General features: G+C 63.9%; 13 protein-coding genes and 8 tRNA genes. 4 read left to right on the forward strand and 17 right to left on the reverse strand.

Annotated elements, in window-relative coordinates; genetic code table 11:
* Positions 1–70: 70 nt before the first annotated feature.
* From AB6730_RS16275 to soxR, 8 genes are all read right to left on the reverse strand, one after another.
* Positions 71–147 (reverse strand) — tRNA-Asp (locus AB6730_RS16275).
* Between the two features lie 9 nt (positions 148–156).
* Positions 157–231, reverse strand: a tRNA-Val gene (locus AB6730_RS16280).
* A 17-nt stretch (positions 232–248) separates the two neighbouring features.
* Complete coding sequence (locus AB6730_RS16285) at positions 249–521, reverse strand: HU family DNA-binding protein (protein WP_371024658.1); 273 nt, start codon at positions 519–521, stop codon at positions 249–251.
* Between the two features lie 336 nt (positions 522–857).
* Complete coding sequence (gene lon, locus AB6730_RS16290; protein WP_371024659.1) at positions 858–3,368, reverse strand: endopeptidase La; 2,511 nt, start codon at positions 3,366–3,368, stop codon at positions 858–860.
* A 172-nt stretch (positions 3,369–3,540) separates the two neighbouring features.
* Entirely contained in the window at positions 3,541–4,836 is a 1,296-nt protein-coding gene (gene clpX, locus AB6730_RS16295; protein ID WP_371024660.1) for an ATP-dependent Clp protease ATP-binding subunit ClpX, read from the reverse strand.
* Between the two features lie 104 nt (positions 4,837–4,940).
* A complete protein-coding gene (gene clpP, locus AB6730_RS16300) occupies positions 4,941–5,567 on the reverse strand; it encodes an ATP-dependent Clp endopeptidase proteolytic subunit ClpP (RefSeq protein ID WP_371024703.1) in 627 nt (208 codons plus the stop codon).
* A 68-nt stretch (positions 5,568–5,635) separates the two neighbouring features.
* A complete protein-coding gene (tig, locus tag AB6730_RS16305; RefSeq protein ID WP_371024661.1) occupies positions 5,636–6,928 on the reverse strand; it encodes a trigger factor in 1,293 nt (430 codons plus the stop codon).
* Between the two features lie 177 nt (positions 6,929–7,105).
* The gene (gene soxR, locus AB6730_RS16310) at positions 7,106–7,540 is read right to left on the reverse strand and encodes a redox-sensitive transcriptional activator SoxR (protein ID WP_371024662.1); all 435 of its coding nucleotides are present in this window, start codon (positions 7,538–7,540) and stop codon (positions 7,106–7,108) included.
* Between the two features lie 98 nt (positions 7,541–7,638).
* On the opposite strand from soxR, the gene AB6730_RS16315 reads away from it, so the two are divergent.
* Together AB6730_RS16315 and AB6730_RS16320 are read left to right on the forward strand one after the other, a co-directional pair.
* Positions 7,639–9,012, forward strand: a complete 1,374-nt coding sequence (locus AB6730_RS16315; protein WP_371024704.1) for an MFS transporter — start codon at positions 7,639–7,641, stop codon at positions 9,010–9,012.
* Between the two features lie 183 nt (positions 9,013–9,195).
* On the forward strand, positions 9,196–9,414 hold the full coding sequence (locus AB6730_RS16320) for a hypothetical protein (protein WP_371024663.1): 219 nt from the start codon (positions 9,196–9,198) through the stop codon (positions 9,412–9,414).
* Between the two features lie 26 nt (positions 9,415–9,440).
* Here the strand turns inward: AB6730_RS16320 and AB6730_RS16325 are convergent, their stop codons facing one another.
* Positions 9,441–10,049, reverse strand: a complete 609-nt coding sequence (locus AB6730_RS16325) for a helix-turn-helix domain-containing protein (RefSeq protein WP_371024664.1) — start codon at positions 10,047–10,049, stop codon at positions 9,441–9,443.
* A gap of 55 nt (positions 10,050–10,104) precedes the next feature.
* Here AB6730_RS16325 and AB6730_RS16330 point away from each other — a divergent pair, with 55 nt between their 5' ends.
* Both AB6730_RS16330 and AB6730_RS16335 read left to right on the forward strand, forming a co-directional pair.
* Positions 10,105–10,713: a LysE family translocator gene (locus AB6730_RS16330; RefSeq protein ID WP_371024665.1), complete on the forward strand. Its 609-nt coding sequence runs from the start codon at positions 10,105–10,107 to the stop codon at positions 10,711–10,713.
* A gap of 123 nt (positions 10,714–10,836) precedes the next feature.
* The gene (locus AB6730_RS16335) at positions 10,837–10,995 is read left to right on the forward strand and encodes a hypothetical protein (RefSeq protein ID WP_371024666.1); all 159 of its coding nucleotides are present in this window, start codon (positions 10,837–10,839) and stop codon (positions 10,993–10,995) included.
* 175 nt (positions 10,996–11,170) lie between these two features.
* Here AB6730_RS16335 and AB6730_RS16340 read toward each other — a convergent pair.
* The 8 genes from AB6730_RS16340 to rlmE all read right to left on the reverse strand — a co-directional run bounded on the left by AB6730_RS16340 (position 11,171) and on the right by rlmE (position 14,669).
* Positions 11,171–11,255 (reverse strand) — tRNA-Leu (locus AB6730_RS16340).
* Between the two features lie 56 nt (positions 11,256–11,311).
* Positions 11,312–11,387: transfer RNA gene (locus AB6730_RS16345), tRNA-Lys, on the reverse strand.
* A 26-nt stretch (positions 11,388–11,413) separates the two neighbouring features.
* Positions 11,414–11,490, reverse strand: a tRNA-His gene (locus AB6730_RS16350).
* Between the two features lie 14 nt (positions 11,491–11,504).
* A tRNA-Arg gene (locus AB6730_RS16355) sits at positions 11,505–11,581 on the reverse strand.
* A gap of 24 nt (positions 11,582–11,605) precedes the next feature.
* Positions 11,606–11,682, reverse strand: a tRNA-Pro gene (locus AB6730_RS16360).
* 144 nt (positions 11,683–11,826) lie between these two features.
* Positions 11,827–11,903: transfer RNA gene (locus AB6730_RS16365), tRNA-Arg, on the reverse strand.
* Between the two features lie 184 nt (positions 11,904–12,087).
* On the reverse strand, positions 12,088–14,022 hold the full coding sequence (gene ftsH / locus AB6730_RS16370) for an ATP-dependent zinc metalloprotease FtsH (RefSeq protein WP_371024667.1): 1,935 nt from the start codon (positions 14,020–14,022) through the stop codon (positions 12,088–12,090).
* Positions 14,019–14,669: a 23S rRNA (uridine(2552)-2'-O)-methyltransferase RlmE gene (gene rlmE / locus AB6730_RS16375; protein ID WP_371024668.1), complete on the reverse strand. Its 651-nt coding sequence runs from the start codon at positions 14,667–14,669 to the stop codon at positions 14,019–14,021. Before rlmE ends, ftsH begins: the two co-directional genes overlap by 4 nt.
* Between the last annotated feature and the right edge of the window lie 52 nt (positions 14,670–14,721).

A 14,721-nucleotide genomic window follows, 5' to 3' on the forward strand; every position in this document is an offset into this window, starting at 1 on the left:
AGGTGACGCCGATAACCCTTACCGGCGGTAGATAAAGCAAAGGCGCCACGCGGGCGCCTTTGCGGACCAATGGCGGAGTGGACGGGACTCGAACCCGCGACCTCCGGCGTGACAGGCCAGCATTCTAACCGACTGAACTACCACTCCACTTACGTTTGGTGGGTGCTGAGGGGATCGAACCCCCGACCAGCGCCGTGTAAAGGCGACGCTCTACCGCTGAGCTAAGCACCCCCTACGGTAAGAACCGATTAGTTTACGTGATCCTTCAGCGCCTTGCCAGCGGTGAAGGCCGGAGCCTTGGACGCCGGGATCTTGATTTCCGCATTGGTGCGCGGGTTGCGGCCGGTGCGAGCGGCGCGGCTGCGCAGCTTGAAAGTGCCGAAGCCGATGAGAGCCACGTCGTCGCCCTGCTTGAGGCTGTCCTTCACCGCATCGATGAACGCCTCGAGAGCCTTGCCGGCGTCGGCCTTGGACAGATTGCTCTTGTCGGCAATGGCGGCGATCAGTTCGGTTTTATTCATTACGTAACTCCCTTCAAAGGTAATTCGAATCGCTGGACAGCGATCCTGTACGAGAAGACGGCAGATCGTCGAATCGAAGCCCGATGGCGTCGTTCGCCGACCCCGCTATCCATGGCGCCCTTGCGGCGCGAGCGATTGCGGTGTCGCCTTTATACCAGTGCCCTCCCACCATCGCAATACAAGCAATACCAAGGCTTTCAGCACATATGCATGGTCTTTGGAGGCTTGCGCGCGGCGGGAAAAACGATTATCGCGGGGGCGCCATGACAGGACGACGAAAACGAAAAGGGCACACTTACGTGTGCCCTTGTTCGTGAGAAGGAACGATGAAACGTTTCAGTGCGTGAGCGACGGCGATGCCTTGCCCTTGCCACGCTTGGCCGGCTGGCTCGGCACCTCCACGTCCTCGCCACCCTCACCCGTCTTCTTCGGGCTCAGCGGGCGTTCCAGTGCGAGATCGAGCACCTCGTCGATCCACTTCACCGCGTGGATGTCGAGCGACCCCGTGATGTTCTCCGGAAGGTCGACGAGATCTTTCTTGTTTTCCTCCGGGATGATCACCGTGGTGATGCCACCCCGATGGGCCGCGAGCAACTTCTCCTTGAGGCCACCGATGGGCAGCACGCGGCCGCGCAAGGTGATCTCACCGGTCATGGCCACTTCCGAACGCACCGGCACCTTGGTCAGTGCGGAGACCAGGGCCGTGCACATCGCGATACCCGCGCTCGGGCCGTCCTTGGGCGTGGCGCCTTCCGGCACGTGGATATGGATGTCGAGCTTCTCGTGGAAGTCCGGCTCGATACCGAGCGCCGCGACGCGCGCCCTGACGACGCTGAGCGCCGCCTGGATCGATTCCTTCATCACGTCGCCGAGCTGTCCGGTGTGGACCAGCCTGCCCTTGCCTGGCACGACCGAGGCTTCGATGCTGAGCAGGTCACCACCCACCTGCGTCCAGGCGAGGCCGGTGACCAGGCCCACCTCGTTCTGCTGCTCCGCGCGACCGAAGTCGAAGCGGCGCACGCCGAGGTAGTGATCGAGGTTCTCGCCGTCGACGCGGACCTGGGCAGGCGCCAGCGCCTTACCCTTGGCGGCCTTCGCGGGTGCCTTCTTGACCTTGGCCTTCGCCTTGGCCGGCACGGTCCCCAGCGCGATCTCCTTGACCACCTTGCGGCAGATCTTGGAGATCTCGCGCTCGAGGTTGCGAACGCCCGACTCGCGCGTGTAGTAGCGCACGATGTCGCGGAGCGCGTCCTCGCCCACCGTCAGTTCCTCGGCACGCAAGCCATTGGCCTTGAGTTGCTTCGGCAGCAGGTATTTCTGCGCGATGTTGAGCTTCTCGTCCTCGGTGTAACCCGGGATGCGGATCACCTCCATGCGGTCGAGCAGCGGCCCGGGGATGTTCAACGAGTTGGCCGTGGCGATCCACATCACCTCGGAGAGATCGAGGTCGACTTCCAGGTAGTGGTCGTTGAACGCGTTGTTCTGTTCCGGGTCGAGCACCTCGAGCAGCGCCGACGAAGGATCGCCGCGGAAGTCCATCGACATCTTGTCGATCTCGTCGAGGACGAACAACGGATTCTTCGTGCCGATCTTGTTGAGGTTCTGCACGATCCGGCCCGGCATGGAACCGATGTAGGTGCGGCGATGGCCACGGATCTCGGCCTCGTCGCGCACGCCGCCCAGGCTCATGCGCACGAACTTGCGGTTGGTCGCCTTGGCGATCGATTGTCCCAGCGAGGTCTTGCCCACGCCGGGCGGACCGACGAGGCACAGGATCGGGCCCTTCATCGTGTTCACCCGCTGCTGGACAGCGAGGTATTCGAGGATGCGCTCCTTCACCTTCTCGAGGCCGAAGTGGTCGGCGTCGAGGGTCTCCTGGGCCAGCGCGAGATCCTTGCGGACCTTGCTGCGCTTCTTCCACGGCACGCCCACCACCCAGTCGAGGTAGTTGCGCACGACCGTGGCTTCGGCCGACATCGGCGACATCTGCTTGAGCTTGTTGAATTCCTGGCGCGCCTTGGCGAGCACCGCCTTCGGCATGCCGGCCGCGTCGATCTTCTTCTGCAGCTCTTCGATCTCGTTCGCGCCTTCCTCACCGTCACCCAGTTCCTTCTGGATGGCCTTCATCTGCTCGTTGAGGTAGTACTCGCGCTGGCTCTTCTCCATCTGCGACTTCACACGGCCGCGGATGCGCTTCTCGACCTGCTGCAGGTCCATCTCGCCATCGACCAGGCCGATGAGCAACTCCAGGCGCTGGCCGACGTCGGCGGTCTCGAGCACCTTCTGCTTGTCGCCCATGCGCACGGAGAGGTGCGCGGCGATGGAATCGGCGAGACGCGAGGGATCGTCGATCCCCGAAAGCGTGGCCAGGATTTCCGGCGGCAGCTTGCGGCTCTGCTTCACCAGTTGTTCGAACAGGGAAACGAGCGAACGCGAGACCACGTCGAGCTCGCGCTCGTTGCTGGTGTAAATGGGCTCGATGACGCGGGCACGGCCACTCATCATGCCGGCCTCGTCCTCGAAGGCGTCGATCTGCACGCGCGACTGTCCTTCGACCAGCACCTTCACGGTGCCGTCGGGCAGTTTCAGCAATTGCAGGACGCCAGCGAGCGTACCTACCTGGTGCAGGTCGCCGATGGAGGGATCGTCGATGTCCGGGCTCTTCTGCGCGACGAGCAGGATCTGCCGCTCGCCTTCCATCGCCCGTTCCAGCGCACGCATGGATTTGTCGCGCCCGACGAAGAGCGGGATGACCATGTGCGGGTAGACGACGACGTCACGCAGGGGCAGGACCGGCAACAGGTCCAGTTCGGATCCGCTCGTGGTTTGGCTGCGATTCTTCGCCATGTGCTTGGGGTTTCCCTCGGAAGATTTGGGCCTCGCCCCGACACTGCGCCGGAGCCGCCATAGACGTCAAGTGGTGGTTCGCGGAGGGTCGATCAAGAGCCGGGCGTGCAAAGAAAAACGGCCCCGGCGTCGTGGAACGCCGGGGCCGCCATGACTTGCTCTGCCGGACGAATCAGGCCGCGTCGCCGCCCTCGCCCGCGATCCGCTGCTGTTGCAGGTTGCCGCGGTAGATCAGGTAGGGCTCGGCCTGGCCGTCGATCACGGCGTCGTCCACGACGACCTTGCTGACATGTTCCAGCGAAGGCAGTTCGAACATCGTGTCGAGCAATACCTGTTCGAGAATGGTTCGCAGTCCACGTGCGCCGGTCTTGCGCTTGAGCGCGCGACGGGCGATGGCGGACAAGGCCTCCGGACGGAATTCCAGTTCGGCGCCTTCCATGTCGAACAGCTTGCGGAACTGCTTGGTCACCGCGTTCTTCGGCTCGGTGAGAATCTGCACCAGGGCCGCCTCGTCGAGTTCGTCGAGCGTGGCGACCACGGGCAGACGGCCCACGAACTCGGGGATCAGACCAAAACGGACCAGATCCGCCGGCTCGACTTCCGAGAGCATCTTGCCGACGTTCTCCGTGCGCTCCTTCGAGCGTACTTCGGCGCCGAAACCGATGCCGGTGGTCTCGGAACGCTGCTGGATCACCTTCTCCAGCCCGGCGAACGCGCCGCCGCAGATGAAGAGGATGTTGCGCGTGTCGACCTGCAGGAACTCCTGCTGCGGATGCTTGCGGCCGCCCTGCGGCGGCACCGAGGCGAGCGTGCCCTCGATGAGCTTGAGCAGGGCCTGCTGCACGCCTTCACCGGAGACGTCGCGGGTGATCGACGGGTTTTCGCTCTTGCGCGAAATCTTGTCGATCTCATCGATATAGACGATGCCGCTCTGCGCCTTCTCGACGTCGTAGTCGCACTTCTGCAGGAGCTTCTGGATGATGTTCTCGACATCCTCGCCCACGTAGCCGGCTTCGGTCAGCGTGGTGGCATCCGCGATCGTGAACGGCACGTTGAGCAGGCGCGCCAGCGTTTCGGCCAGCAGCGTCTTGCCCGAACCGGTCGGACCGATCAGGAGGATGTTGGACTTGCCCAACTCGATGTCGTCGTTCTTCTGGCGCGATTCCATGCGCTTGTAGTGGTTGTAGACCGCGACGGAGAGCGCCTTCTTGGCGCGCGTCTGGCCGACCACGTACTGGTCGAGCGCTTCCATGATCTCGCGCGGCTTCGGAAGGTGCGTGCGACCGGAGGCCGCCTTTTCTTCCAGTTCCTCGCGAATGATGTCGTTGCACAGCTCAACGCATTCGTCGCAGATGAACACGCTTGGGCCGGCGATCAGCTTGCGCACTTCATGCTGGCTCTTGCCGCAGAAAGAGCAATAAAGGATCTTGCCGCCGTCGTTGGAACGGCTTTGCCGCTCGTCGCTCATGCTATGGGCCCTACTGAGAATCCAGGTGCGCTTTGAGAATAGCACAGCCCTCCGCCCCTGGACTCAGGGGCGAAGTGCCGGTTTTCACAAGCGAAAAAGTTCAATCAAGCTGAACGGACGGTGTCGACCGTACGCTTGTCGAGAACCGAGTCGATCAGGCCGTAGGCCTGGGCTTCCGCGCCGCTCATGAAGCGGTCACGCTCGGTGTCACGGGCGATCTCTTCCACCGTCTTGCCACTGTGGTTGGCGAGGATCGCGTTGAGCCGCTCGCGCATGGTCAGGATCTCACGGGCGTGGATCTCGATGTCCGTGGCCTGGCCGGAGATACCGCCAGCCCAGGGCTGGTGGATCATGATGCGCGAATGCGGCAGCGAGTAACGCTTGCCCGCCGCGCCGGCGGCCAGCAGCAGGGCGCCCATGGAGGCGGCCTGGCCGATGCACATCGTGCTGACGTCCGGCTTCACGAACTGCATCGTGTCGTAGATCGCCATGCCAGCGGTGACCGAGCCACCCGGGCTGTTGATGTACAGGCTGATGTCCTTGTCCGGGTTCTCCGACTCGAGGAACAGCAGCTGGGCGACGATCACATTGGCCATGTAATCGTCGACCGGGCCGACGGCGAAGATCACGCGCTCCTTGAGGAGACGCGAGTAGATATCGTACGAACGCTCGCCACGCGAGGTCTGCTCGACGACGATGGGCACCAGGTTGAGATTCTGGATCGGAGCCATGGACATGGGGTCTCTCCTTCGTGTGGGGCCCGGTTGTTACCAGTGAGTCGGCGTGCTCTGGTTGGAGCTTACGCGCCGATCGGTCGCATCACCTCGTCGAAGCTCAGTTCCTGGTCGGTGGTCTTGGCATTATCCGCCACCCACTCGGCCACCTGGTCTTCCATCACGCGGTTCTGCAGTCCCGACATCAGTTGGGGGTCACCGTTGTACAGTTCAATGACCTTTTCCGGTTCCTCATAGGTCGAGGCGATCGCCGTGAGCATCTCGCTCATGCGCTTGCGATCGAGGCGGAGCTCGTTCTTGCGGGCGATCTCACCCATCAGGAGAGCGGCGATGACGCGCTTGCGGGCGAACGGCGCCGCCTCGGCGATCATCTCCGGGCTCGGTTCCTGGCCGCGCGGCAGGTTGCCGGCGGCGAGGCTGTGGGCCTCGGCGTTGGCCATGAGCTCCGGCACGTCGAGGCCCGGGTAGGCATTGGCCAGCTTTTCCGCCACTTCGGACTTCAGGCGGGCCATCAGGGTGGCCTTCAGTTCGCGCTCGAGATTGGCGCGGACTTCCTTGCGGAAGGTCTCGATGTCGCCATCGGCCACGCCGAACATCTTCACGAACTCGGCGTCGACGGCCGGCAGGTTCGGTTCCTGCACCTTCACGATCTTGAAAGTGACCTTGGCGGTCTTGCCGGCCAGGTCGGGGTTGCGGAAGTCTTCGGGGAAGGCCACGTCCTGGACCAGGTCCTCGCCGGCGCTACGGCCGGTCAGGGCCTCGTCCAGCGCCTTGAACAGGGTGCCCGAGCCGAGCACGCTGCCCGCGCGCTCGAGGCCTTCGGCCGGGAAGCGGTAGTCGCCCGCTTCGGCGGCGTATTCGAACATGACGAAGTCGCCTTCCTTCGACGCACGCGACACTTCGTCGAAGCTGCGGCGCTGCGTGCGCAGGGTCTCGATCATCTTGTCGATGTCGGTGTCCTTGACCTCGGCCTTCGGACGGGCGATCTCGAGGGCGGAGACGTCGACGGCCGGGAACTCCGGCATCACCTCGAAGGTGGCCGTGTAGGCGATCTCGCCGTTCTCGGCATTGCCCGTGGTATCGACGGACGGGTTGGCGATCGGCTGCAGCTTTTCCTGCGTGACGGCATCGCGGAGCGTGCTGCCGATGAGCTCGGACAGGGCTTCGCCACGGACCTGCGCGCCGAAGCGCTGCTTGATCACGTTGGCAGGCACCTTGCCCGGACGGAAGCCCTTCAGCCGCACCGTACGGCCCATTTCCGCGATGCGCTCGCTGACCTGCGACTCGAGACGCTCCGCCGGGAACTTCACCGTGAGCTTGCGCCCGAGCTTGCCGACATTCTCAACCGAAACCTGCATGACCTCTCCTGAAACCACCACGGACGTGGCGCGATGGCGAACATCCGTCGCCGTAACCGAAACAAAGGAATTCACCGCGAATCCGGGGCCGGCCGCCGCGACCTTCCCCCCGGCGGCGAAAAACCCCGCAAATGACTGCCCATTCTACGTTTTGGCCTCCTGCCGCCGCAACCGTCGTCAACCCGGTTCCCAGCGCCTGGGGCCGCCACCCTCCACGGCCAGCGCATCGCCCGGATTGGCCAGGGCGCAGGCCGTCAGGGACAGGCAGCCACAACCGATGCAATCGGTCAGCCGATCCTTCAGGTTGACCAGCAGGGCGATCCGTTCCTCCAGTTCCTCCCGCCAGGCGGCGGACATCCTCGCCCACTCCTCGCGCGTAGGCGTCCTCTCGTCCGGCAAGCTGGAAAAAGCCCGGCGAACGGCCTCCAGGGGCACGCCTACCCGCTGGGCGACCCGGATCACCGCGAGCCGGCGGAGCACGTCGGACCCATAGCGGCGCTGGTTGCCGGCCGTCCGCAGGCTGCGGATCAGGCCCTTGCGCTCGTAAAAATGCAGCGCCGACACGGCCAGGCCGGACCGCTTCGCCGCCTCGCCCACGCTCAGTTCGCGCATCGCTTGACCTCAACAAACGTTGAGGTCTCATGCTGCGCCTCCCGGGCAAAGCACGCAAGCGTGCGAAACTCCCCTTTCCCCAAGGAAGCAGAATGAACGTGGGAACGTCGGACCCAGACCTCTACAGCGCCACCGGAACGCCCCACCCGCCCGGCATCCTCGCCCCCCCCTACCGAGCGGCCACCATCGGCATGGTCGCCCTCATATCCCTGGTCGCCTTCGAAGCCCTGGCGGTCACCACGGCCATGCCCACGGTGGCGCGAGACCTCCATGGACTGAAGGCCTACGCCCTCGCCTTCGGTGGCGTCCTGGCCACCAGCGTGATCGGCATGACCTTGTCCGGACGCTGGAGCGACCGCCGGGGTCCCGCCCCCGCCATGTGGACCGGCCTGGCGGGCTTCGTCGTCGGCCTGCTCATCGCCGGCTTCGCCCACGACATGCCCACCTTGCTGATCGGCCGCCTGATCCAGGGCCTGGGCGCTGGCTGTCTCTCGCCTGCCCTTTACGTGATCGTCGGCCGGCTGTATCCGGAATCGCTGAGACCGAAGGTGTTCGCCTCCTTCTCGGCGGGCTGGGTCGTGCCTGCGCTGATCGGTCCCGCCGTGAGCGGTGCCATCGTCGAACATGTCGGCTGGCGCTGGGTTTTCCTCGGTGTACCGCTGCTGGCGATTCCCGCCGCGGCGGGGTTGCGGGGCGCGCTTCGTTCGCTGGGCAAACCCTCGGGCATCGCCAGCGAAACACCCGGGCGGATGATGAACGCGTTCGGCGCCTCCCTCGGCGTCTGCCTGCTGTTCGTTGCCGGACAGGAACACGGCTGGCTCGCCGCCGCGTTGTTCGTGCCAGCCGTCGCGCTGCTGTTTTTCTGTGGGCGGCGCCTGCTTCCGCCAGGCACCTTGCGAGGGGCGCGTGGCCTTCCCGCCGTGGTCGCCCTGCGTGGCGTCGCCGCTTCCGCGTTCTTCGGCACCGAAGCCTTCCTGCCACTGGCCTTTTCGAGTGAGCACGGCCTGTCGCCGATGTGGGCTGGCATCGCCATCAGCGTGGGCGCGATCGGCTGGTTCTCGGGTTCGTGGTACCAGGGCCATTACGCGAAGATCTCGCGGCAGGCGCTGCTGAATCGCGGCACCGTCCTGATGGTGATCGGCGTCATCGTCGCGTCGCTCAGCACGTTCGCCTGGATGCCGGTCACCGCCTCCGTCGCCGGCTGGCTGCTTACGGGCCTCGGCATGGGCATGCTCTACGGCACCGTCGCCGTGCTCGCCTTGTCGATGTCCGCCGAGCACGAACAAGGCACGAACAGTTCCGCGTTGCAGTTGTGCGAATCGTTGATGGTCGCGACCACGCTGGCGATCGGCGGCTCGTTGTTCGGCGCCTTGCTCGATGTTTCGCACACCGCGGCGTTCGCCGCCAATTTCGCTATCACGGTGGTGCTGGCGGCTTTGGGACTGGTCGTGGCGCGCCGCGTTCGGGCGTAATCGGGCTACGGAGCGATCGCGCGCGAGCGCGCTTCCCACCCTAATGGACTTCGCTCTTACGCGAGTTCCCACCTACCGTCGGGTGGGAAGCGCGCTGGCGCGCGATCAGGCCGCATCAGCAAAGCCATCGCGAATCACGCATGTACAATGCCTTTCCCAAGGACAGTCACGGCAAGGACACGCGTGAACGACACCGATTACCGCCTGATCGACGCGACCCTGATCAAGCTCGTGCACGAAGCGGGCAAGCTGTCCGCGGAGACGAGCAAGCTCAGTGCGGAAACGGCGAGGATTCAGGCCGAAAGCCGTTATTACCCGATGATCGCCCTGGGAACCCTCGCGGTTGGTGTCCTTGGCGGCGTCACGGCACTCATCGCCTGCCTCATCAGACTGGCGTTCTGATCGTCCCCGCGTGCGTCGGCGGCCAGCTATCCGCGCCGATGCAGTTCCGCGACCGTCATCGTGAAAACGAGTTCGGTCTTTCCCTCGTTCGCATAACGGTGCGGCACATCGGTGCGGGCGATCGCGGAGTCGCCTTTCGGCAGCACGAGCGTCGTGCCACCCACGACCAGGTGAAGCTCACCCTTCTCCACATGGAACAACTCCATCGTTCCCGCAGGGTGCCCCTGCGACTCGTACGATTCACCTGGGCGCATGACCCAGCGCCAGAGCTCGATCATGTCGGGGCCCGAGGTACCGGCAAGCAACCGCGCGCTGCCTCCCTCGCTTCCGGTCCACAACGTCGGAATATCGCCACCAGCGACATGGCGGACGGGTGAGGCCTGGGCGACGCTGACGATATCCGCGACCGACATGCCAAAGGCCGCGGCGACCTTGCACAGCGTACCGATGCTCGGGTTGGCAGTTCCTTTCTCTATCTCCACGAGCATGCCCTTGCTCACGCCTGAGCGCTTGGAGAGGGCATCGAGCGTCAGCCCCGCGTTCGCACGAAGGGTCTTCATCCGCGTCGACAGCGCCGCGCTGAGTCCATCGAGGCCCGTATCCGGATCGGTCGATATATTGACTTTCTTGGTCATTAGTCGTTACCTTGAACCACGCGGTCAATATATTAACCCAGCGACGGTCCCTGTCATGCTTCCTTCGATATCGTTCCTGCTTGCCGCCACGGCGCTGGCGATCGTGCCCGGTCCAGGCATCGCTTACGTGGTGGCCCGCACGGTGGCGGGTGGCCGGGCGGAGGGCGTCGCGTCATCGGTGGGAACGGCCGGCGGTGGCATGGTGCATGTCGTGCTGTCGGCGCTGGGCTTGTCCCTGCTCATCGCGGAATCGCCCGTCCTGTATGCCGCGATCAAATACCTTGGAGCGGCCTACCTGCTTTACCTTGGCCTGAAGATACTGCTCGCGCGGCCGAAGGCCACCGACGTGCCTCACCTGGCCCGCGCCGGAGCGAAAAAAGCCTTCAGGGACGGCATCGTCGTCGAAGCGTTGAACGTGAAGACCGCCATGTTCTTCATCGCGTTCATTCCGCAATTCGTCTTGCCGGGACATGCTTTCGCACCGCAGTTCATCCTGCTCGGCACGATCTGCGTGTTGCTCAATACAAGCGCCGACCTGGTGGCGGTATTCGCCGCCAGCCGCTTCCTCGCATCGGACGCCAAGGCGCGGCGGGAGCGCCTGCTGTCCCGCGTGTCGGGCGTCGTCATGATCGCGCTGGGGCTGTTCGTGGCCACAAGGGGTTAAAAAGCGGCGCGCATCGCTTACCCGCAGTCGAACTTTCCCCCACAGAAGTCCTCGACCCCTTCGCTACCATGTCACAATGACAACCTAGGAAGGCGTGATGTCCCCGAAGCCCGAGCAAGAACCATGACACCCGACGAGCTGGAGAAAGTCCGCGCCGAGATTGGCAAACTCATGGCGGAGACCGCGAAGATCAACTCGGAAGCGCGCTGGTATCCCTTCGTCGCGACCGCTGGTCTGTTTGCTGCCGCCGTCGGCTTCGTGAAGCTCATGGGCATCCTGTAGCGCCCAGGTCGGTACCCGCGCACCTCGACGAACCCGCCGCACAGGCGGGTTTTTTATAGGTTCTTCACGGAAGTCTGGGAACCGCGGTAGGCGGAGCCGTCGGCCGCCGCCCTCGTCGCTCCGGTTACACCGTCGCTCGGGAAAGAAAGCCTGTGGGAGCCAAGGAGAAACAGAATGGTGCGAGAGGCGGGACTCGAACCCGCACGCCTTGCGGCGTCAGAACCTAAATCTGGTGCGTCTACCAATTCCGCCACTCTCGCGCAGCGAGCCATTCTAAAAGAAAACGCCGGTAGCGGGAGCTACCGGCGTCTTGAATTGGTGGGCCGTGTAAGATTCGAACTTACGACCAATTGATTAAGAGTCAACTGCTCTACCAACTGAGCTAACGGCCCGTTAAAACTTGCAGCTACGTTGTAAGTGGGGTGGACGATGGGACTCGAACCCACGACATCCGGAATCACAATCCGGTACTCTAACCAGCTGAGCTACGCCCACCATAAAACACCATTTGGCGCGCCCGACAGGAATCGAACCTGCAACCGTCGGCTTAGAAGGCCGATGCTCTATCCGATTGAGCTACAGGCGCAGGCACTGTATGTAGAACGCCAACTGGTCGGGGCAGAGGGATTCGAACCCCCGACATCCAGCTCCCAAAGCTGGCGCTCTACCAGACTGAGCTATACCCCGAAACTTAAAGCACTATCCCGATTCACTGGGGTGAAGCCTTCAAATGTTACGGGTCAAACTCAAGCCCGTCAATCTGTATGAACACACCACACTTTCAACTACCGCGACCGTTGCACGAAGGCGCCGGCTTTGCTGCTTAAAAAATGGTGCGCCCGGAGAGATTCGAACTCCCGACCACCAAGTTCGTAGCCTGGTACTCTATCCAGCTGAGCTACGGGCGCACACTTGAAACCTTAGACCCGGTGACTATCGCCGTGAAGCGTTAGCGCCGTGCCGAGAAGCGGAATTATTCAGATATCGGACGCACGCGTCAACACTTTTGTGCATCTTTTTTTCTCGGATTCGTAACAGTCGCTGTAAATAGCCGTCCGAACGAAGGAAGGGCGGCCTCGGCCGCCCTTCCCTTTACAGCTGCGTGGCCGGCTTGCCGACCTTGTCCGGCGCGGAGCCGGCGTCGCCACGGGGCGGCGGAGGCGGCGGCGTCGAACCCGGCTTCTGCCAGTCGGCCGGCGGACCCGGCTCGCGATTGTTCATGATGTCGTCGATCTGGCGCGCGTCGATCGTCTCGTACTGCAGCAGCGCCTCGGCCATCACGTGCAGCTTGTCGATATTGGTGGTGAGCAGCTCCTTGCTGCGCGCGTAAGCGCGGTCGAGGATGGTGCGCACCACTTCGTCGATCTTGCGCGCCGTCTCATTGGACACGCTCTTGTGCTGCGTGACGGAGCGGCCGATGAAGACCTCGTCTTCTTCCTCGCCATAGGTCACCGGCCCGAGTTCATCGGACAAGCCCCACTTGGTCGCCATGTTGCGCGCCATCTTCGTCGCACGCTCGATGTCGTTGGAAGCACCCGTCGTGACTTTGTCGTGGCCGAAGATGAGTTCCTCGGCGACGCGGCCGCCGTACAGCGAGCACAGCTGCGATTCGATCGCGACCTTGTTCATGCTGTAGCGGTCGCCTTCCGGCAGGTACATCGTCACACCCAGCGCGCGGCCGCGGGGAATGATCGTGACCTTGTAGACCGGATCATGCTCGGGCACGAGACGGCCGATGATCGCGTGGCCGGCCTCATGGTAGGCGGTGAGACGCTTCTCTTCGTCGTTCATCGCCATCGAGCGGCGCTCGGAACCCATGAGGATCTTGTCGCGTGCGCGGTCGAGGTGGCTCATGCGCACTTCGCGCGCGTTCTCGCGGGCGGCGAACAAGGCCGCCTCGTTCACGAGGTTGGCGAGGTCGGCACCGGAGAACCCCGGGGTACCGCGCGCGATGACCATCGGCTCGACATCGGCCGCGGTCGGCACCTTGCGCATGTGCACCTTGAGGATCTGCTCACGGCCCTTCACGTCCGGCAGGCCCACGACCACCTGGCGGTCGAAACGGCCCGGACGCAGCAGCGCCGGATCGAGCACGTCGGGACGGTTGGTGGCGGCGATGACGATGATGCCCTCGGTGCCTTCGAAGCCGTCCATCTCGACCAGCAGCTGGTTGAGCGTCTGCTCGCGTTCGTCGTGGCCGCCACCCATGCCGGCGCCGCGATGGCGGCCGACGGCGTCGATCTCGTCGATGAAGATGATGCACGGTGCGTGCTTCTTCGCCTGCTCGAACATGTCGCGCACGCGGCTCGCGCCGACACCGACGAACATCTCGACGAAGTCGGAGCCGGAGATCGAGAAGAACGGCACCTTGGCCTCGCCCGCGATCGCCTTGGCGAGCAGGGTCTTGCCGGTACCCGGCGGGCCGACCATCAACACGCCGCGCGGAATCTTGCCGCCCAGCTTCTGGAACTTGCCGGGATCGCGCAGGAATTCCACCAGCTCGCCGACTTCTTCCTTGGCTTCGTCGCAACCCGCGACGTCACCGAAATTGACCTTCACCTGGTCCTCGCCTTGCAGCTTGGCGCGCGAGCGGCCGAAGCTCATGGCACCACGGCCACCCGAACCCGCCTGCATCTGGCGCATGAACCAGATCAGCACGGCCACGAAGATGATGATCGGCAGCCAGTTGAACAGCAGGCCGAGCAGCGAGAAGCCGTTGTCGGCGGGTTCCTGGCGAAGCTCGACGCCCTTGTCGCGCATCTGCTTGACCAGGTCGCTCGTGGACAGGCCCACGACCGGCACCACGGTGCGGTAGGAACCGCCGTCCTTCAACTTGCCGGTAATGGTCGGCGGGGCGGTCGAGGTGATCGTGCCGCTCGCCACGTTGCCGTTGTCGATCTGCTGGGCGAAGGTCGTGTAGGACATGTCCTGGGACGATCCGCCATGCGGATTGAACGTCTGGAACACGGTCAGCAGGACCACCGCGATGATCAGCCAGAGCAACAGGTTTTTCGCCATCTCATTCATGCGCGGTTCTCGCCAGGTTGCCGGGACGCGGACTTGAGGCCGGTCGCCAGCGCATAGACCTCTCGCGAACGTGCGCGGGAGGCCTTCGGTTTACGCATCGTCACGCGACTGAAGTCCGCGCGCAAGTTCTTCAGGTACTCGTCGAACCCTGCCCCCTGGAACAGTTTCACCAGGAACGACCCACCGGGTTTCAGCCAGTCGAGGCTGAACTGCCGGGCGAGGTCGCACAGGTCCATGGCGCGGATCTGGTCGGCGAGTGCCACACCGGACATATTGGGGGCCATGTCCGAGAGGACAAGATCGACCTTCTGGCCTTCCAGCTTGCTTTCGAGTTCGCGAAGGACCGATTCCTCGCGGAAATCGCCCTGCATGAAGTCCACGCCGGCAAGGCCCGCCATGGGCAGGATGTCCAGGGCGATGACCGTGCCCGTGTCGCCCATGCGCTGCCGCGCGAGCTGCGACCAGCCGCCGGGAGCGGCGCCGAGGTCGACGACGGTCATGCCGGGCTTCAGCAGGCGATCGCGGTCGATCAGCTCTTCGAGCTTGAAGACGGCACGGGAGCGAAGACCCTCGGCCTGGGCCTTCTTGACGTAGGGATCGTCGAAATGCTCCCGCAGCCAACGGGAACTGCTCTTGCTGCGTGCCATGGGCTTTCGACCAACAATAAGTAAGGTGCAGGTCGTGCATGATACCCTTTGA

The organism is Luteibacter sp. RCC_6_2 (assembly GCF_041360655.1).
Classification (GTDB): domain Bacteria; phylum Pseudomonadota; class Gammaproteobacteria; order Xanthomonadales; family Rhodanobacteraceae; genus Luteibacter.